The organism is Streptomyces sp. NPDC043853, assembly GCF_056436025.1.
Window position 1 is genome coordinate 121,871 of sequence record NZ_JBWKDJ010000018.1, and the last position, 18,018, is coordinate 139,888.

Sequence of the window (18,018 nt, forward strand, 5' to 3'; positions counted from 1 at the left end):
CACGCCGGCGCCGGCGGTCGACCGGGTCAGCGCTTGAGGTAGGCGAGGACGGCCAGCACCCTGCGGTTGTCGTCCGCCGACGGGCCGATCCGCAGCTTGGTGAAGATGGCGGCCGTGTGCTTGGCGACGGCGCTCTCGCTGATGTGCAGGCCGCTCGCGATCGCCGCGTTGGACCTGCCCTCCGCCATCAGTTCCAGGACCTCGCGCTCGCGCGGGGTCAAGCTGCCGATCGTGCCGCGGGCGTCACCGCGAGCCAGGAGGCGGGAGATGACCTGCGGGTCCATCACGGTGCCCCCGGCGGCGACGCGGCGGACCGCGTCGACGAACTGCTCGGTGTGGGTGACCCGGTCCTTGAGGAGGTATCCCACGGCCCCTTCTCCCCCGGCCAGCAGCTCGTTGGCGTACAGCTGCTCGACGTACTGGGAGAGGACGAGGACGGGCAGGCCGGGCCGGACGCGGCGGGCTTCCAGGGCCGCCTGCAGGCCCTCGTCGGTAAAGGTGGGCGGCAGCCGTACGTCCACCACCGCGACGTCCGGTGCCGCGTCCCCGTCCGCCAGGAGCGCGCGCCTGAGGGAGGGGCCGTTGTCCACCTCCACGACCTCGCACCCGTGCTCGCGGAGGGTGCGGCTGAGCCCGTCCCTCAGGAGGAAGAGGTCTTCGGCGAGGACAACGCGCACGGAATCTCCATCGTCACGGTGGTCGGTCCGCCCCGCGGGCTGTGCAGGGCGAGGGTCCCGTCGAAGGTATCCAACCGCCTTCGTACGCTGGACAGTCCGGTGCCCCGGGACGGGTCGGCGCCGCCGTGGCCGTCGTCGGTGACGGCCGCGCGCAGCAGACCGTCCCCGTACGTCAGGTCGATGCGGACCTCGCGGGCTCCGGAGTGCTTGGCCGCGTTGGTCAGCGCCTCGCTCACCGCGAAGTAGGCCGCGGACTCCACGGGTGCCGGGAACCGGCCCGGCAGGCGGGCCTCGACCCGGACGTCGAGGAAGCTGTCGAGCGCGAGCGAGCGGACCGCGTCGCCGAGGCCCCGGTCGGCGAGGACCGGCGGGTGGATGCCGTGGACCAGGTCGCGGAGGTCCTGCAGGGCGCGTTCGGCCGTGCTGCGGACGTCGACCAGGAGCGCGCGTGCCGTCCTCGGGTCCTCCTCCAGCAGGCGGGTGGCCCGGTCGAGGGTCATGCCCAGGGCGACCAGCCGGGCCTGCGCGCCGTCGTGCAGGTCGCGTTCGACGCGCCGCAGTTCGGCCGCCAGGGTGTCCAGGGCCTGGCCGCGGGTGTCGGTGAGCCGCTCGATCCGCCGGGTGAGACGGGTGCTGCGCGGTGCCTCCAGCAGCCGCCGGCCCAGGCGGGCGTGCAGGCGGAGCACGGCGGGCGCGGCGAGCAGGCCGGCGGCCGCGAGGGCGAGCCCCAGCACCAGCGCGGCGAGCATGGTCGCGGTGGTGTGGACGGGGACGAACGCGTACCAGTTCCCGTCGCCGAGGTACCGCCAGACGAACGGCTGTACGAGGGCCCCGAACGCCCCGTACTCGACGAGGGCGAGGGGGACGGCGACCAGGAGCCCGCCGGTCACCGGCTCCAGCCATGCCCAGGCCAGGTCCCGCCAGAACCCCTCGTCGGCGAGGATCGCGCGCGTCCGCCGGAGGGAGCCGCCGCCGGTGCCCCGGGCTCCGGGCAGCGGATCGGGCGGGCTGATCCGCAGGCCCGTCCATGCTTCGGCGCGCCCGCGGGAGCGGTCGGTCAGGGCGCGCAGGGCCCCTGCGGCGGGCGGCAGCAGCCGGAAGCCCGCGCCCACCGGCAACAGCAGCACGGCGAGGACCACCAGCGAACCGGCCGCGGACGCGGCCAGCGCGTGGAGGCTCGCCAGCTGGCACCGGCCGACGGCGGCGCAGGCGCGCGCCAGGACGGTGGCCGCCCTGGCGGCGGGCACGGGGTCGGCGGGCACGGCGCCGGAGGGCGCCGGTGCGGCGGACTCCGGTGCGGTGCGCGGCTCAGCGGACATCTTCCATGATCGCGGTGAGCCTATCCGGTGCGGGCCCGGCCGCCGTCGGCCGCCCCCGCCCGCGCCCCCGCTTGCTCCACCAGGTCCACAGGACCGCCGCGGTCAGGCACGACAGGCCGAACAGCGCCATGGGCAGGACGGTTCCGGACTCCTCGTCCATGAACAGCAGCATGCCGAGGTTGACCAGGGTGTGGAAGCCGCCCGCGAGGAACAGCCGGGAGGCGGGCGCCCCTTCGAGGGCCCAGCCCATGACGACCGACATGGACACCGCCGCCGTCAGGAACGCCACGGCGTACCCGGGGTGCTGGGCGAACACCTGGACGTGCCAGACGCCCCATACCGCGCCGACCGTGACGGAGGCCGCGAGCGGACCGAGGCGGTCGCGCAGCAGGGGCTGGAGGAGGCACCGCCAGCCGATCTCCTCGCCGCACGCTCCGAGCAGCTGCGCCGCGGCGATCAGCGCGAACGGGGCCTCGGGAGGCGCGCTCCGGGCGGGCCCGCCGAGCACGGCGTACCCGCCCGCGCTCGCCGCGATGATCAGCGGCGCGGTCGCGATCAGCAGCGCGCCCCGGCGGGCCCGGCCGCCGTCGCCCGGCGGGCCGCCGACGAGCAGCTCCCGCACCCGCCGCGGCCAGAACGCCGCCGCGAGGCCCACCCCGAGGGCGGGCCCGAACTGGGTCAGCTGGAGGACCTCGACGGGGATGCCCGTCGCGGGCTGTACGGCGCCCAGCAGGCCGGCTGCCAGGAAGGCGACGGTGAGGAAGGAGGCCGTCACCCTGATGTCCACAGGTGTCATTCGCATGACGTCGACGATGCCGCCCGGCCGGGCCGCCGCCCTTGGACCGAGATGCCCGGCCGGGGTGCACCCAGGTACACCCCGCACCGGGACCAGCCCGAGCACTCACCGCCGTTCGGGCGGACGCACGGGCTCGGCGCACTCGACCGCGACCACCGGATGGGGGTCTCCGAGGACGCCTGCGCGGCTCCGGCACCGAGGAGCAGCACCTTGCATCGGGGCGCGTCGGTACGCGTCGGTGCGGATGGTGCCCGGCATCGCGGCGATCACCGCCGCGGACGCGCTGCGTGACGTGCCGTGGGGCGTCAGCTCCGGGCGAGGCGCGGGATGAGGCGTTCGGCGTTGCCGCGGTGGACGGCGTGGAGCTGGCCGTCCTGCCAGTGCGGGTAGCCGGTGAGCCCGTCGTCGTAGTCGCCGCACCACTCCTCGGGGACCATGGGGAAGTCGCTGCCGTACAGCAGGTGGTCCGGCTCGGCGAAGGCGAGGAGCGAGGGCAGCGAGGCGGGGCCCGCGCAGAAGGCCGTGTCGAAGTAGAAGCTCCGCAGCTCGTCGAGGAGTTCCCCGGGGGTGGTGTCCGGGCGCAGCCGGGCGGCGGCCGCGAAGCGCTGGGCGGCGTAGGGCAGGAAGCCGCCCGCGTGGGGAAGGATCATCTTCAGCCCGGGGTACCGGCCCGGGACCCCGGCGAGGGCCAGGTGCAGGGCGGTGCGGGCGGTGTCGTAGGGGAAGTCCACGAGGGGGCTGGGCAGGCCGGGGACGATGGCGCCGGGCGGCGCGGTGGGGTGGACGAGGACCACGGCCGCACGGGCGTCCAGTTCGGCCCAGAGCGGCTCGAAGCCGGGGTCGCCGAGGTAGCGGCCGTGGGCGTTGGAGAGGACCATCACGCCGTCGGCGTCCAGCTCGTCCAGGGCGTGTGCGGCCTCGGCGAGCGCTCCGTCCACGTCCGGCAGGGGGAGGACGGCGAAGTTGCCGAAGCGGTCGGGCCGGTCCTTGACGAGCTCGGCGGTGAACTCGTTCACGGCGCGAGCCGCGCTGCGGGCCCCGTCGGGGTCGTCGGGGGCGGAGAGGGGCGCGGCGTAGGAGAGGATGCCGGTGGCGATCGACCGGCGGTCCATCATCGCGAGCGCGCCCTGCCGGTCCCAGGCGGGCGCGGGCCAGCCGAGGGCGACGGCGCGGTCGGCGATGGCGCGGCTGCGGTCGGGCGGGATCACGTGCTGGTGGACATCGATGCGTGCGTGGTCGTTCATACCGGTCCGGGTCTCCTCCCGCCGCTCTCCGGGGCGGCCGGCGCCACGGGTCCGTACGGGACCCGGCGGCTCGGCCGCAGTCCATGAGAGTCCAGCGGCACCTGCGGCCGCCGGTACACGCGTACGGGGCACCGGACGGTCCACCCGTCCGGCCCACCGGCCGCACCCGGAGCCCTCGCGCCCGAGCCCTTCGGCACGGAGCCCCCGTACCCGGGGTTCCCGCGCGGCCGGCCCCCGGATGACCCCATAAGGCCGGCTTATGGGGTCATAAAGAGGGAGTGGGTATCGACTTAGGTTAGCCTTAGTTTAGGGTTTCCCTTGATCACGTCCTTGACGTCCGAAGGGAACCTGTCATGCCTCGCCCCCTGCGCGTAGCGATCGTCGGTGCCGGTCCTGCGGGTATCTACGCCGCCGACGCGCTGCTCAAGTCCGAGGCTGCCGCCGAACCCGGTGTGTCCATCGACCTCTTCGAGCGGATGCCCGCGCCCTTCGGGCTGATCCGCTACGGCGTCGCCCCGGACCACCCGCGCATCAAGGGCATCATCACCGCGCTGCACCAGGTGCTCGACAAGCCTCAGGTCCGCCTCTTCGGCAACGTCGACTATCCGACGGACGTCTCGCTCGACGACCTGCGTTCCTTCTACGACGCCGTGATCTTCTCGACCGGCGCCACCGCCGACCGCGCACTGGACGTCCCGGGCATCGGCCTGGACGGCTCCTACGGCGCCGCCGACTTCGTCTCCTGGTACGACGGCCACCCGGACGTGCCGCGCACCTGGCCGCTGGAGGCGGAAAAGGTGGCGGTGCTCGGCGTCGGCAACGTGGCCCTCGACGTCGCACGCATCCTGGCGAAGACGGCCGACGAACTGCTGCCCACGGAGATCCCGCCGAACGTCTACGACGGCCTCAAGGCCAACAAGGCCCTGGAGGTGCACGTCTTCGGGCGCCGCGGCCCGGCCCAGGCCAAGTTCAGCCCGATGGAACTGCGCGAACTCGACCACTCCCCCAACATCGAGGTCATCGTCAACCCCGAGGACATCGACTACGACGAGGGCTCGATCACCACCCGCCGCTCCAACAAGCAGGCCGACATGGTCGCCAAGACCCTGGAGAACTGGGCGATACGCGACACCGGCGACCGCCCGCACAAGCTGTTCCTCCACTTCTTCGAATCGCCGGCCGAGATCCTCGGCGAGGACGGCCGGGTCACGGGCCTGCGCACGGAGCGCACGGAGCTCGACGGCACCGGCAACGTCAAGGGCACCGGCGAGTTCACGACCTGGGACGTCCAGGCGGTCTACCGTGCCGTGGGCTACCTGTCGGACGAACTCCCCAAGCTCCCCTGGGACGTCGAGTCGGGCACGGTCCCGGACGAGGGCGGCCGGGTGATCGAGGCGGGACGGCCCGTGCCGTCGACGTACGTCACGGGCTGGATCCGGCGCGGCCCCATCGGTCTGATCGGGCACACCAAGGGTGATGCCAACGAGACCGTGGCGAACCTGCTCGCCGATCACGCCGAAGGCCGGCTGCTCACGCCGGACACGCCGGCGCCGGAGGCCGTGGACGCCTTCCTCGCCGGGCGCGGCGTGCGCTACACCACCTGGGAGGGCTGGTACCGCCTGGACGCCGCCGAGAAGGCACTGGGCGAGCCGCAGGGCCGCGAGCGCGTGAAGATCGTCGAGCGGGACGGGATGCTGGACGCCAGCGGAGCCTGACCCCGCCCCCTCCGGCGGCCCGCACCGGGCCGCCGGAGCGGTCAGCGACGCGCGGCCGGACGCTTCGGGGGCGCGACGCGTATCCGCGTGTCGACCGGCAGGTCCTCGATGTCCCGGAGCTGCGCGAGGATCGTGCCGCGCAGGTCGTCGTCGTCCTCGAAGCGGTGGTCGTGGAAGAGGGTGTAGCCCGTCCACATCAGGTTGGCGCACACCCGGGCCGGTACCCGCCCGGTCTGTGCGCCCATGCCGACCAGGGCCACCGACCGGATGCCGCCCGGCGTCAGCGCGTTCTGCCGGTGGATCGCCTGGAAGGCGGCGGCGCACGCCAGGGCCACGTTCAGCGTCTCGCTCACGTCCTGCGAGGACGTCCGCATCGTCGGGGTCGAGATCAGGAACCGCGGGTTGACCGCCCCCGAGGGGACGCACACCGCGCTGCCCACGGGAAGACCGCCCGCGAACCGGTCACGGATCGCCCGCTGCACGCGGAGCTGGATGCCGGCCCCGAGGTGCCGCTTGATCGCCGCGTCGACTCCCCCGTTCATCAGGCCGCGGGAGTTGGTCGGGCTGACCCAGGCGTCGACCTCCTCGTCGAGGATCGACCCCTTCCGGATCTCGATCCCGGGGGTGTCGGCGAACGCCGCCCGCCACGATTCCACCACCCGGGTGTTGATGTCCGTCAGGACCACCCTGAGCTGCGGTTCCACACGGTTCACGGTCATGATTCGACTCCTGTCGTCACGAGGTCTGCCCACCGGTGACGACGCTAGCGGGAGCCACTGACAACGCCCCTGCCCGCACACATCACTGACCGGCCGTCATGATTGCCAGGGCTGCCGACCGGTGTTAGCCTGCCGCCGGATCCAGGACGAACGAACCGCCGGCGACGTGTGCCCACCCGCCCCGCCGCACGGTTCCTCCGGGTCCTTCTCCGCCGTCCACGGCTGCTGCGCCTGGACGCCGTCGACCACCTCACCTCAGCCGTGTCCCCTGCCGGGCACGGTGTGATCCTTCGGAGTGCCCGCACCCATGAGCGATGCCAACAGCACGGCCGACTCCCAGCCCCAGCACGACCCGAACGACCTGCTCGCCCTCTCCGACCTGTTCAAGGGCGGCGGCGAGCCGTGGCTTCCGCTGCTGAAGCCGGTCATCGAGGCGCAGCCGTACGCGGACACCTTCATCGGGCCGGGCCGCGACCCGGGTGTCGTTCCCGCCCGCGAACTCACCTTCCAGGCGCTCAAGCCCAACCCGCCGCACAAGTGGAAGGTGGTGGTCTTCGGCCAGAACCCCTACCCGCGGCCCGAGAGCGCCACCGGCATCGCCATGTTCGACAACACCTTCCACGACTGGAAGGACAGCCAGTTCGGCCGGGTGGTGAGCATCCGCTGCATCATCAAGGCCGCGGCGATGTGGAAGTACGGCATCCCCAAGAAGACCCCGATCGCCGACGTCCGCAAGCTGCTGAAGGAGCAGGACACCGTCCAGCCGCCGGAGTGGTTCCAGGCGATGCTCACACAGGGCGTGCTCTTGCTGAACGCCGCGCTCACCGCCAGCAGTGACGGCGCGATGGGGGCCGACCGGCACACCTCGTTCTGGCGCCCGGTCGCCGAGCGGATCGTGGAGGAGATCCTCCGGGCCAAGAAGGAGGCCGCCGAGGAGGACCGCGGGGTGGTCTTCGCCTGGTGGGGCGCCCATGCGCGCAGTCTGAAGCGGGTCGTCCTCCGGCTCCAGAAGAAGTACCCGGAGGTCGAGGTCCGGCACATCGACCACCCCAATCCCGCGGCGCAGGGCGACATCTTCTGCGAGGGCGATCACTTCGCGATGGTGAACGACGCCCTGGCGTCCCTGGGTACCGATCCGATCGACTGGCTGCCGAGCAGGGGATGGAACGAGTCCCCGGCCGGGAACGGCGGCACGGACGGCGCGGTCGCCGAGCGCATGGGCGCGTTCATCGCGTCCACGATGGAGCTGCACCAGCTGTATCTGGAGCGCCTGTCGAGCGTCAAGGACGAGGGTCTCGTCCTCCCGGAGATCACGGGTGTGTTCGACACGCCGCTGATGGACTTCCAGGACGCCGTCGAGCCGGTCGCCCGGCTGCTCTCCGGTCTCCGCGGACACGTCGACCGTTCGCACGAGTTCGGCAAGCGGCGGGCGGACGAGCAGGCCGGCGGCCTGTCCGCCGACGCGATCGCCGCGCTCCACCTCTACACCTGCGAGTCGGCGTTCTACCGTGAGATCAACGCCGTACTGCGTTCCCCGGACCGCTCCAGGGTCGCCCCGTACCTGCCGTACCTGCGGCTGCTGTTCTCGGCGATGTCGGCTCTTCCCGCCCGTACGGAGTCGCTGTGGCGCGGCGTGGCGCTGGACCTGCGCTCGCAGTACCCGCTGGGCCGGACGGTGACCTGGTGGGGCGTGTCCTCGTGCACGCCCGAGCTGGGCGTGGCGCGGGCCTTCCTCGGCAGCCGCGGCAAGCGGACGCTGTTCGAGGTTGTCCCCCAGCGGGCGGTGGGCATCCGCGACTTCTCCGCGTTCACGCACGAGGAGGAGTTCATCCTCGCGCCGGGAACGCAGCTGAAGGTCACGGACGTGAAGACCCGGCCGGGCGGCCTGACCACCGTACGGCTGACGGAACTGGAGGAGGCTCCGCTCGTCTCCTGAACGGCCGCTGGTCGGACAGAAGATCCAACAGAAAAGGCCGACCTTGTGGTCGACCTGGAAGTGGAGAGGGCGTACGCGCCTCTTCCCACTCTGAATTTATAGCGCACTGGGGGGCTTGCGGCAAGAGCCCCTTCGTGCCGCAGAATCCCTCACCTAGGCGAGAACCTGCGGGAACGGGAGTTTTGCAATGTTTGTGCGCTATTGGCAGTTCATGCGCCGTACGGTGACGACGGACGGGAGCTGAACGATGAAGCCTCTGACCACCAGCGCGTTCGCCCTGCCCGACCGCCTGTCCGCCAAGGCCGACCCGGCACTGATCGCCCCGGACGAGCGGCACTTCGCCGCCATCGAGGAGAGCCTGGAGCAGGCGATCGCCGAACTGTCCGACCAGCTCGATGCGGAGCTCCGGGCGCCGGGCGGCGTCGGCCGGGCCGCCATGGAGCGGGACGTGGAGATCCACCGGCTCACCGGCCGGCTGCGTGCCCTGCGCCGCTTCGGCCTGGATCTGTGTCTCGGACACATCGTCGGCGAGGACGACCCCGAGCCGCTCTACATCGGGCGGCTCGGGCTCACCGACAGCGAGGGGCGCCGGCTGCTGGTCGACTGGCGCTCCCCCGCGGCCGAGCCGTTCTTCGCCGCGACCCACGCACGCCCGATGGGGCTGGCGAGCCGCCGCAGGTACCGCTGGACCGGCCGCCGGATCAGCGACTACTGGGACGAGGTGTTCACCGCCGACGGGTTGGAGCGGCACGCGGCCCTCGACGACCAGTCGGCCTTCATCGCCAGTCTGGGCGGCAGCCGGTCGCCGCGGATGCGCGACGTGCTCACCACCATCCAGGCCGACCAGGACGCCGTCATCCGCGCCGGTTCCCGGGGTGCGCTCGTCGTCGACGGCGGGCCGGGTACCGGCAAGACCGTCGTCGCCCTGCACCGCTCCGCCTACCTCCTCTACTCCGACCCCCGTCTCGGGCACCGCCGGGGCGGCGTGCTGTTCGTCGGCCCGCACCAGCCCTATCTGGCGTACGTGGCCGACGTACTGCCCAGCCTCGGGGAGGAGGGGGTGCAGACCTGCACGCTGCGGGACCTGGTCGCCGAGGGAGCGGGCGCCGTGGCCGAGGCCGATCCGGAGGTGGCCCGGCTGAAGTCGACCGCGGACATGGTGCGGGCGATCGAGACGGCCGTCCGCTTCTACGAGGCGCCGCCCACCGAGGGGATGACCGTCACCACCCCGTGGGCCGAGGTCCGGCTGACCGCCGAGGACTGGGCCGAGGCCTTCGAAGCGCCGGAACCCGGCACGCCGCACAACGAGGCGCGCGAGCAGATCTGGGACGAGCTGCTGACGATCCTGCTGGACAAGCACGGCGGCGGCGTCCCGTCCGACCGGTTCCGGAAGGCCCTGGCGCACGACGAGGAGCTCGTCACGACCCTCAACCGGGCGTGGCCGCTGTTGGAAGCGGCCGATCTCGTGGGTGACCTGTGGTCGGTGCCCGCCTACCTGCGGATGTGCGCCCCCTGGCTCGGCCGCGACGAGGTCCGGCTGCTGCAGCGCGCGGACCCGCAGGCCTGGACGGTGTCCGACCTGCCGCTGCTGGACGCCGCGCGCCAGCGGCTCGGCGACCCGGCGGCGGCCCGGCGGAAGCGCCGGCAGCGGGCCGCGGTCGCCGCCGAACGCGAGCGGATGGCCGGCGTCATCGACAGCGTGCTCGCGGCCGACGATGACGGTGAGGGTGCGGTGACGATGCTGCACGGGCAGGACCTGCAGGCCACCTTGGTCGACGAGGCCGCGCTGACCCGCGTCGAGCCGGATCTGCTCGCCGGGCCGTTCGCGCACGTCGTCGTCGACGAGGCGCAGGAACTCACCGACGCGGAATGGCAGATGCTGCTGCTCCGCTGCCCGTCCCGGAGCTTCACCATCGTCGGCGACCGCGCCCAGGCCCGGCACGGATTCACGGAGTCCTGGCGCGAACGGCTGGGGCGGGTCGGGCTCAGCCGGATCGAGGTGGCCTCGCTGAGCATCAACTACCGGACTCCGGAAGAGGTCATGGCGGAAGCCGAGCCGGTCATCCGGGCCGCGCTCCCCGACGCCAACGTGCCGACGTCCATCCGCGGCAACGGCATCCCCGTCGTCCACGGATCCGTGGACGAGCTGGACGCGGTCCTCGACGGCTGGCTCGCCGAGCACGCCGAGGGAACGGCCTGCGTGATCGGCAGTCCTGGGTTCCGGGCCAGGCCCCGCGTGCGGTCGCTGACGCCCGGGCTGTCGAAGGGGCTGGAGTTCGACCTGGTCGTCCTCGTCGATCCGGAGGGGTTCGGCGAGGGCGTAGCGGGTGCGGTCGACCGCTACGTGGCGATGACGCGGGCGACCCGGCAGCTCGTCATCCTGAGGAGCTCCTGACGCGGAGTTCCCGACGCGGAGTTCCTGACGCCGGCGTCCGCCGCGGTGCTCACTGGCCGGTGCGGTACTCGTCCAGCTTCTCGGCGAAGGCCTCGGTCTCCGCGATCAGGCGGGCGCGCGCGGCGGCCTGGTCCTTGTCGCCCTGCGCCTTGAACGCCCGGGCGAAGTGCGGCTGGAGCTGGGTCCACCAGCCGTGGTCCAGCATGGCCCACGCCTGCGGGCACAGCGGGGCGCGGCTCTTCGGCAGGTAGCCGGTGGCGACCAGGGGGCCGTCGAACTTCTTCGGGTCGCTCCCGTCGAGGTAGCAGAGGAAGTTGAAGACCCGCTGCTGGGTGACGGGGTGGTCGCTGGAGAGCCCCTCCAGCGACAGCTCGCCCTGCTTGCGGGCCATCTCGTCGAAGAGGAGCGCGGCGGCCAGCGACGGGTTCGCTCCGGCCCCGTTGACGGTCTGGAACGAGGCGAACCCGTCGGCCGCGTCCTCTTCCAGGCCGAGGTTCGGCAGCATGAGCTGGCGCTGGAGCGCGTGGCCCAGCTCGTGGCCGAAGATGAACTGGGTCGACAGCGCGGTCAGGTCGTCGACGTTGTACTGGTCCGCGGGGAACACGGCGGGCCGCTTGACGTTCTTGACCACGCCGCCGACGCCTTCCCGGATCTCGGTCAGGAACGCCGGGGGCATGTAGACCGTGCGGCCGTCGGGCTGGGTGACGGCATCCGTGACCCCCGGCGGGACCTTGTCCGTGACCTTGACGACCAGGTCGTGCGGGAGGGCCACCCTCTCGTTCATCCAGTCTGCCGTCTGTTCGAGGACACGGGACTTCCGGATCGCATCGTAGGCGTGCCGGTTCTCCGGTTTGACGGCACCGTCCTCGTAGACGACGGTGACCTTGCCGTTCGTCCCGTCGGCCGGGTCGTCCACTGCGGCGGCGGTGCCGCCGTACCAGGCGGTGGCCAGTCCGGCGACGAGCACCATTCCCGCCACCGCGGTCCTGGACGCGGCGGCGTGCCCTCGGCCCCTGCTCAGCACCCTGATCAGCTCCGTCCTCGGTCATGGCCTCGGAGTCACCGGGCGACGACCCCGAGCCACGACGGACGATTCAAGAAGATTGTCCCCCTCGCGTGGGGTCGACGCCCGCCCGGTCTCTACCGCTCCGCGCCCGAGCTGCGCGAGGAGGCCGTGCTGGTGCGGCGTACCACCCGGGACGCGATTCCGGCTGGACGCCGTGCTGCCGGGCGAGCCCGGCGCCGCTCAGGCCGCCGGGCGGCCGGACACCCCGGCCGGGGCCCCGGCCTCCCCCCGGAACCGTACGGCCCGGCTGGAGTCCCTGATGATCGCCGCCTTCGGCGCGCTGCTGGGCCTGGCCGGCGGGCTGTTCGCGACGTGGGCGGTCGGCGCCCTGGCCAACGGCGCCGTGGCGCAGTACGCCCCGGCCGTGCCCTGGGAAACGCTGCTGCTGGTCTGCCTGGTGTCCCTGGCGTCGGCGCGCTCGCCGCGGCGGTCCCCGCCCGCCGGGCCGCCTCGCTCAGCCCGCTGGAGGCGGTGGCGGAGTCCTGAGAGGTACTCCGGTCAGGTCCCCGGTCGGTGCCAGGAGGAGCGGGTGGCGCCGAAGCCCGTCTCGTGGGCCCAGACGTGGGTGCAGCCGGGGCACTGGAGGTGGAGCAGGCTCCCCGTGTGGGTGAGCATGTAGCGCCAGTGCGCGGAGCAGTTCCGCTGCTCCGCGCACGGCACGCAGCCCCGGGTGTCCTCGCAGTTCGGGCAGTCCGCCCAGGCCCGGCGGCCGGGGTCGGCCTGTGGGTCAAGGGGCAGCACGGCCGCCCCCTCGCACGGGCAGCACCCCGGCCGCCACCAGTTCGTCGTGGATGCGCTGCTGCTCGGCGTCGAGACCGCCGTACAGCAGGTCGTACGCGGCCTCCTCGCCGAGGAGGGCCTGGAGCGGGTCCCAGTCCGGGCCGACCGCGGCCAGCACCTGGGCGCGCCGGTGCACCTCGTGGGAGGTGAGGTCGACGGAGAAGTCGACGAGGTCCGCCGGGGCGGCCGGGCGGGCTGGTTCAGGAGCGTCGTGGGGGGCCATACATCGACGTTAGGAAACCCCTTTTTCGCAGGTCAAGGCCGGGTGGGAAGAGTCACAGCCGACGCCGTCCCCGGCCGGTGGCGGTGGCGGCGGGGGCGGCGGCGGGACAGCAGCAGGGCCGTCAGCAGGTACGGGGCGGCTGCCAGGGCGAAGACCTGGGCGTGCGTGAGGGCCGCCGCGGCGGCCGCGTAGGCGCCGTAGACGGCGATGGTGCCGAGGTCGGTGGCCATTCCGGCCAGGGAGGTCAGGGTGGCCCGGTTCGGTCCCTCGATGCGGTCCTGCAGGCGTGCGTCGGCGAGCACGGTCGCCATCTGGAAGCCGCAGAAGGCGAGCGCGAGCAGGGCGGTGCCGGCCGGGACGCGCAGCAGGGCGCCGACGGCGAGGGCGAGCGCCGAGGCCGTGAGGAGGCCGGTCTGCGCGCCGGTCCCGAGGCGTTCGGCGGGGCCGGCCAGCAGGCCGCCGACCGCGACCCCCGCCCACAGCAGGAGCAGCAGGTAGGGCACGGTCGCGTCGGCGACGCCGGTGTCGCGGACCAGCAGCGGGGTGTACTCGTCGAGGGCGCCCCAGACCGCCGTGACGGCCGGTACGAGCAGCAGCGCGCCGCGGAGCGGCCGGTCGGACCGCGCCTGGGCCAGACCGGCGCGCAGCGTCGGCAGCCAGCCGCCACGCGTGGGGCCCGGTCCGGAACGGGACCCGGTCGGCTGCGGGGGCCGGTGCTCCGGGAGGCAGGCGGCCGTGGCCGCGGCGAGCAGGCAGGCCAGTACGCTCGCGGCCCCGACGGCCGGGTACCCGCCGGCGTCGAGCACCGGCCCGGCCAGACCGATGGCGGCCACCACCGCCGTGGTTCCGGCGGCCCTGGCACGGCCCATGGTGCGCGCGTACCGGTCGGCCGCCCCGAGCCGGTCGAGTTCCTCGTAGACCAGGGCCTCCAGGGCACCGGAGCCGAGGGCGCCCTTGGCACCCCAGAGCAGGAAGCCGACGGCGAAGGCGCCGTAGGACGGGACCAGCACCCAGAGGGCGAAGCCGGCGGCGGTGAGCAGCGGGCCGAGGCACAGCAGCGTGCGCCGTGAGAAGGCGTCGGCCCAGGCGCCGGAGGGGAGTTCGAGCAGGACGCCGGTGAGCGACCAGAGCACGAACAGCGAGGAGATCTGCCACACGGACAGGCCGGTGTCGCCGAACAGCAGCGCGTACACCGGGTAGAGGAGGACGAAGTCGTCGAGGAACGAGTAGCCGTACAGGGCGGCGGTGAGCCGCCGCCGTGCCCGGATGCCGGGCACGCGCGCAGGTGATGAGGGGGTCATGGGCCTTCCCGCGGGGACGTGGTTCGGACGCCGGATGCAGGGCGTCCGCGGCGGCCCGCGGGAGGGGGAGGGCAGGGATCAATGTCGTCGACGGCTCATGCGCCGATGCTAGTCCCGGCACCGTCCGGCGTCATCCGGGATTCGGCGCCGCCCCCGGCCTGCGCCGCGCCGGGTGCAGAGCCGGATACAGAGCCGGGTGCAGAGCCGTCCGGCGGCTACGGTGGTGGTATGCGGTTGCTGGTCACCTCGGACACGCACGTGCCCGCGCGGGCGAAACGTCTGCCGGAGACACTGCTGACGGCCGTCGATCAGGCCGACGTGGTGATCCACGCCGGGGACTGGACCGACGAAGCCACCCTGGACCTGCTGGAGTCGAGGGCGCGGCGTCTGGTCGCCGTGTACGGCAACAACGACGGGCCCGGGCTGCGGCGCCGGCTGCCGGAGGTCGCCCGTGCCCGGCTGGGCGGGCTGCGTTTCGCGGTCGTGCACGATTCCGGCCCGGCCGCCGGCCGCGAGCGGCGCTGCGCCGAGCGCTTCCCCGATGTGGACGTCCTGGTGTTCGGGCACAGCCATGTCCCGTGGGACTCCACGGCCCCGGGCGGGCTCCGTCTGCTCAATCCGGGGTCCCCCACCGACCGCCGGCGGCAGCCCCACCACACCTTCCTGACCCTGACCGTCCTGGACGGCAGGCTGCGCGAGGTCACCCTCCACCGGCTCCCCGGGCGGGGGCCCGCGGGTGAGCGGAGCCGGACCGCGCCGCCCGCTCAGGACAGAGTGCCGGACGGGGCATAGCGTGGCAGTGGGGGCGGTTTCCAGCGGACTGCGGATGGCGGACGTCAGGGTAGGAGGGTCGGGCATGAGCACACCGGCCGAGGTCTACGAGGTGGTCTTCGCGGCCTCCGGGCAGCCCGGGGAGGACGTGGTCCGGATGTCCCGCACCAGTGCGACCGGGCCGGGCGGCCACCCGGTCTACGAGGACGCCACCGGCATCGTCCGGGCGGAGATCAGCGACGCGGGCGAGGTGCGTCTGCTGGCGACCGGCGGCGGGCAGGATCCGGCCCGCGTCCTGCGGGCCCGCGCGGTGCCCTGACGCCCGCCCGCGCCCCTGCCCCCGTTTCCGCGCGCAACCCCCGCTTCGAGTCGTACGCGCGCCCGTAGCCTGCCGGTATGGGACTGGACCTGACCGTGCTGATGACCGACTGGGAGCGACTGGCGCGGATCCCCGCCGCCGAGCGTCTCGACGCGCTGACCGACGCGGCGTACCCGGACTTCTCCTGTGCCGCCTGCGAGGAGGCCGACTTGGCGGTGACGGGCGGGTGGGTGTGGCAAGGGACGCACCACCAGGAGACGGATCGGCAGCCGTGGTGCGCCGAGTACCGGTTCTTCGGGACCACCGGCTCGTACTCCTGGCACTTCCAGCTGGACGGCGCCTGGGAGTGCGTCCGGGAGTTCACCGAGCCCGCTCTGCGCGAGGCCCTCGACACCTTCCTCGGCGGTCTCGTCGGGGAGGCCTCCGGGGACTCGACGGAACCGTGGCGGGCCCGTTTGCTGCTGTACTCCCCGCCGGAGAGGGTGGCCGTGCTGGCCCGTTCCTGGGAGCGGGCCGCGCCGCGGCTCGAGGAACTCCGCGAGCCGTTCGACGCGGAGGTCGCGCGCTGGGCGGGCCGGCCCCGGATCTTCGACGACACCGCCGCATTGCTGCGCGAATGGGGCGGGGTCGTGGACGAGGCCGCCCGGCGCGGCTGGGGACTGATCGGGCTCCCCTGGTGACCCGGTTGACCCGCTGACCGGGTGACCGTGTGCCGGACCGGCCCGGCCCCGGCCCTCGTCCTGTGCTCCGTGCGTCATGCGCCCACCCCTACGCCGGCGGACCCCCGGTGGCGGCGGTCGTGTCGTCCGCGCCGTTCCCGGCCAGTTTGGAGTGCTTGTAGGAGTACGCGAAGTAGATGACCAGGCCGATCAGGAACCAGATCGCGAAGCGGATCCACGTCTCCACGCGCAGGTAGGTGATGAGCCAGATCGATGCGATCACGCCGACGGCGGGGGTGAAGGGCATGAGGGGGGTGTGGAACGAACGGGGCAGTTCCGGCCGCCGGTAACGGAGCACGATCACCGAGGTGCACACGACCGCGAAGGCCAGCAGGATGCCGATGTTGGTGAGCTCGGCAGCCTCCCCGATCGGTACGAACCCGGCGATGGCGGCCGAGGCCACGCCGACGATCCAGGTGACGCGGGTCGGGACGTGCCGGGTCGGGTGGGTCTTGGCGAACCAGTGCGGCAGCAGTCCGTCGCGGCTCATGGAGAACCACACGCGGGTCACGCCGAGCATGAAGGTGAACATCACGGTGAGGATGCCGATGATCGCGCCCACCGCGATGACGTCGGCGAGCACGGGGAGTCCGACCGACTGGAAGGCGGAGGAGAAGCCGCTCTCCGGGTCGATCTCGGTGTACTTCTGCATACCCGTCAGGACCAGGCAGGCGAGCACGTACAGCACCATGGAGATGCCGAGCGAGTAGAGGATCGCCCTGGGCATGTGCCGCTGCGCGTCCTTGGACTCCTCCGCCGCCGTACTCATCGCGTCGTAGCCGAAGACGGCGAAGAACACCGTGGCCGCGCCGGTGATGGCGCCGCCGATCCCGAACGGGAAGAAGGGCGTGTAGTTGTCGGTGTTGATGTGGAAGAAGCCCACGACGATGACGAGCACCACCACCGCCACCTTGAGGACCACGACGGCCGTCTCGAAACGCGCCGCGCTCTTCATGCCCAGGTTGAGCAGGTAGGCGGTGAACAGGCAGAGGACGGCGGCGATGAGATCGAAGTGGTGCCCCTCCCCGGTACCCGGTGCTCCGAGCATCCAGGTGGGGAGTCCGACACCGGTGTTCTCCAGAAGGAAGTTGAAGTACCCGGAGATGCCGATGGCGACCACCGCGACGATGGCGGTGTACTCCAGCAGCAGGTCCCAGCCGATGAGCCAGCCCGCCAGCTCACCGAGGACCGCGTACCCGTAGGTGTAGGCCGAACCGGCCTTCGGGATCATCCCGGCGAATTCCGCGTACGAGAAGGCCGCGGCAGCACTGGCCACGCCGGCGATGAGGAAGGAGACCAGCACGGCGGGTCCGGCCACCCCGTTGGCGACCGTCCCCGCGAGGGTGAAGATGCCGGCGCCGATGATCCCGCCGACGCCGATGGCGGTGAGCTGCCACAGGCCCAGGGTGCGGGTGAGCTGTTCGCTGGGCGGGCCTTCGGGTTCCTCGATGTGCTCGATCGGTTTACGACGCAGTACGCCCTGCCCCGACCGCAGCGGTGCCATGTTCCGTTCCTTTCCGCGGAGGGTGACGGGCGCTCATCATCGCGGAACGCCCGCACCGGCGGAATTAGGCGCTCCGGAAAGTTCCCGGGGGAGGACCGGGCAGTGGATCGCGGGCCGTGTCGGCGTCCTGCGCCTGCGAATCCCAGACCAGCGCGGATGCGCGCAGCACGCGCGCGTGCCGGCCGCCCGGGGACCCCGTGCAGCGGACCAGATGGGAACCGTCCAGCCGGCGGTAGACGAGCCTGCGCCGTTCCTGGAAGAACACGCCCATCCGGACGGTCCGCGCGGCCTCCTCCAGAGCCCGTTCGGCCTCCTCCCGGGTGCCGTCGAGCTCCCGTACGGCCTCGAGGGCGCCGCCGTCCTCCCCGCCGCGCTCGTTGACCTTCTCGGCGGTGATGATCCAGTGTTCCCGCCGCGCCTCGTCCGTCATGCGCTCCCCCGCCCTCCGGCCGCCCCGCCGGCGGTGCCCGCCATCGACGTGAACTTAGGACACTTCAGGGTTTGGCGAAGAAATTGTTGAATGACGTTGCACTG

Annotated in this window: 17 protein-coding genes; 6 read left to right on the forward strand and 11 right to left on the reverse strand. The window is 72.7% G+C overall.

From position 1 onward, the window contains the following. Positions 1-26 precede the first annotated feature (26 nt). From AC067U_RS33545 to AC067U_RS33560, 4 genes are all read right to left on the reverse strand, one after another. Positions 27-677, reverse strand: a complete 651-nt coding sequence (locus tag AC067U_RS33545) for a response regulator transcription factor (protein ID WP_478833601.1) — start codon at positions 675-677, stop codon at positions 27-29. After that, the gene (locus tag AC067U_RS33550) at positions 641-1,996 is read right to left on the reverse strand and encodes a sensor histidine kinase (protein ID WP_478833602.1); all 1,356 of its coding nucleotides are present in this window, start codon (positions 1,994-1,996) and stop codon (positions 641-643) included. The genes AC067U_RS33545 and AC067U_RS33550 overlap by 37 nt, the downstream gene beginning before the upstream one ends. Continuing rightward, positions 1,986-2,798, reverse strand: a complete 813-nt coding sequence (locus AC067U_RS33555) for a CPBP family intramembrane glutamic endopeptidase (protein WP_478833603.1) — start codon at positions 2,796-2,798, stop codon at positions 1,986-1,988. The genes AC067U_RS33550 and AC067U_RS33555 overlap by 11 nt, the downstream gene beginning before the upstream one ends. Before the next feature lie 299 nt (positions 2,799-3,097). Then, the gene (locus AC067U_RS33560; protein WP_478833604.1) at positions 3,098-4,036 is read right to left on the reverse strand and encodes an amidohydrolase family protein; all 939 of its coding nucleotides are present in this window, start codon (positions 4,034-4,036) and stop codon (positions 3,098-3,100) included. Positions 4,037-4,389: 353 nt separating this feature from the next. Between AC067U_RS33560 and AC067U_RS33565 the strand changes: the two genes are divergently transcribed. Next, the gene (locus AC067U_RS33565) at positions 4,390-5,751 is read left to right on the forward strand and encodes an FAD-dependent oxidoreductase (RefSeq protein ID WP_478833605.1); all 1,362 of its coding nucleotides are present in this window, start codon (positions 4,390-4,392) and stop codon (positions 5,749-5,751) included. Positions 5,752-5,792: 41 nt separating this feature from the next. On the opposite strand, the gene AC067U_RS33570 is transcribed toward AC067U_RS33565, so the two are convergent. Further along, positions 5,793-6,470 (reverse strand): macro domain-containing protein, encoded by a 678-nt coding sequence (locus tag AC067U_RS33570; RefSeq protein WP_478833606.1) that lies wholly within the window; start codon positions 6,468-6,470, stop codon positions 5,793-5,795. Positions 6,471-6,777: 307 nt separating this feature from the next. Between AC067U_RS33570 and AC067U_RS33575 the strand changes: the two genes are divergently transcribed. Further along, a complete protein-coding gene (locus AC067U_RS33575; RefSeq protein WP_478833607.1) occupies positions 6,778-8,406 on the forward strand; it encodes an ADP-ribosyltransferase domain-containing protein in 1,629 nt (542 codons plus the stop codon). 247 nt (positions 8,407-8,653) lie between these two features. Further along, complete coding sequence (gene helR, locus AC067U_RS33580) at positions 8,654-10,801, forward strand: RNA polymerase recycling motor ATPase HelR (RefSeq protein ID WP_478833608.1); 2,148 nt, start codon at positions 8,654-8,656, stop codon at positions 10,799-10,801. Between the two features lie 49 nt (positions 10,802-10,850). Here helR and AC067U_RS33585 read toward each other — a convergent pair whose 3' ends face one another. The 4 genes from AC067U_RS33585 to AC067U_RS33600 all read right to left on the reverse strand — a co-directional run bounded on the left by AC067U_RS33585 (position 10,851) and on the right by AC067U_RS33600 (position 14,171). Further along, positions 10,851-11,771 carry a DUF4344 domain-containing metallopeptidase gene (locus AC067U_RS33585; RefSeq protein ID WP_478833649.1) on the reverse strand — a complete coding sequence of 307 codons (921 nt, stop codon included), beginning with the start codon at positions 11,769-11,771 and terminating at the stop codon, positions 10,851-10,853. A gap of 594 nt (positions 11,772-12,365) precedes the next feature. Beyond that, positions 12,366-12,608 carry a hypothetical protein gene (locus AC067U_RS33590; RefSeq protein ID WP_478833609.1) on the reverse strand — a complete coding sequence of 81 codons (243 nt, stop codon included), beginning with the start codon at positions 12,606-12,608 and terminating at the stop codon, positions 12,366-12,368. Next, complete coding sequence (locus tag AC067U_RS33595) at positions 12,595-12,870, reverse strand: DUF6400 family protein (RefSeq protein ID WP_478833610.1); 276 nt, start codon at positions 12,868-12,870, stop codon at positions 12,595-12,597. The genes AC067U_RS33590 and AC067U_RS33595 overlap by 14 nt, the downstream gene beginning before the upstream one ends. 32 nt (positions 12,871-12,902) lie before the next feature. Continuing rightward, on the reverse strand, positions 12,903-14,171 hold the full coding sequence (locus AC067U_RS33600) for an MFS transporter (RefSeq protein WP_478833611.1): 1,269 nt from the start codon (positions 14,169-14,171) through the stop codon (positions 12,903-12,905). A 228-nt stretch (positions 14,172-14,399) separates the two neighbouring features. Here AC067U_RS33600 and AC067U_RS33605 point away from each other — a divergent pair, with 228 nt between their 5' ends. The 3 genes from AC067U_RS33605 (at position 14,400) to AC067U_RS33615 (ending at position 15,941) form a co-directional block, all read left to right on the forward strand. Further along, complete coding sequence (locus AC067U_RS33605; RefSeq protein WP_478833612.1) at positions 14,400-14,963, forward strand: metallophosphoesterase family protein; 564 nt, start codon at positions 14,400-14,402, stop codon at positions 14,961-14,963. Between the two features lie 64 nt (positions 14,964-15,027). After that, positions 15,028-15,261 carry a DUF6296 family protein gene (locus AC067U_RS33610; protein ID WP_478833613.1) on the forward strand — a complete coding sequence of 78 codons (234 nt, stop codon included), beginning with the start codon at positions 15,028-15,030 and terminating at the stop codon, positions 15,259-15,261. Between the two features lie 77 nt (positions 15,262-15,338). Next, the gene (locus tag AC067U_RS33615; protein WP_478833614.1) at positions 15,339-15,941 is read left to right on the forward strand and encodes a hypothetical protein; all 603 of its coding nucleotides are present in this window, start codon (positions 15,339-15,341) and stop codon (positions 15,939-15,941) included. An 88-nt stretch (positions 15,942-16,029) separates the two neighbouring features. Here AC067U_RS33615 and AC067U_RS33620 read toward each other — a convergent pair whose 3' ends face one another. Further along, a complete protein-coding gene (locus tag AC067U_RS33620; RefSeq protein ID WP_478833615.1) occupies positions 16,030-17,484 on the reverse strand; it encodes an amino acid permease in 1,455 nt (484 codons plus the stop codon). Positions 17,485-17,548: 64 nt separating this feature from the next. Then, positions 17,549-17,914 carry a hypothetical protein gene (locus AC067U_RS33625; protein WP_478833616.1) on the reverse strand — a complete coding sequence of 122 codons (366 nt, stop codon included), beginning with the start codon at positions 17,912-17,914 and terminating at the stop codon, positions 17,549-17,551. Positions 17,915-18,018 lie beyond the last annotated feature (104 nt).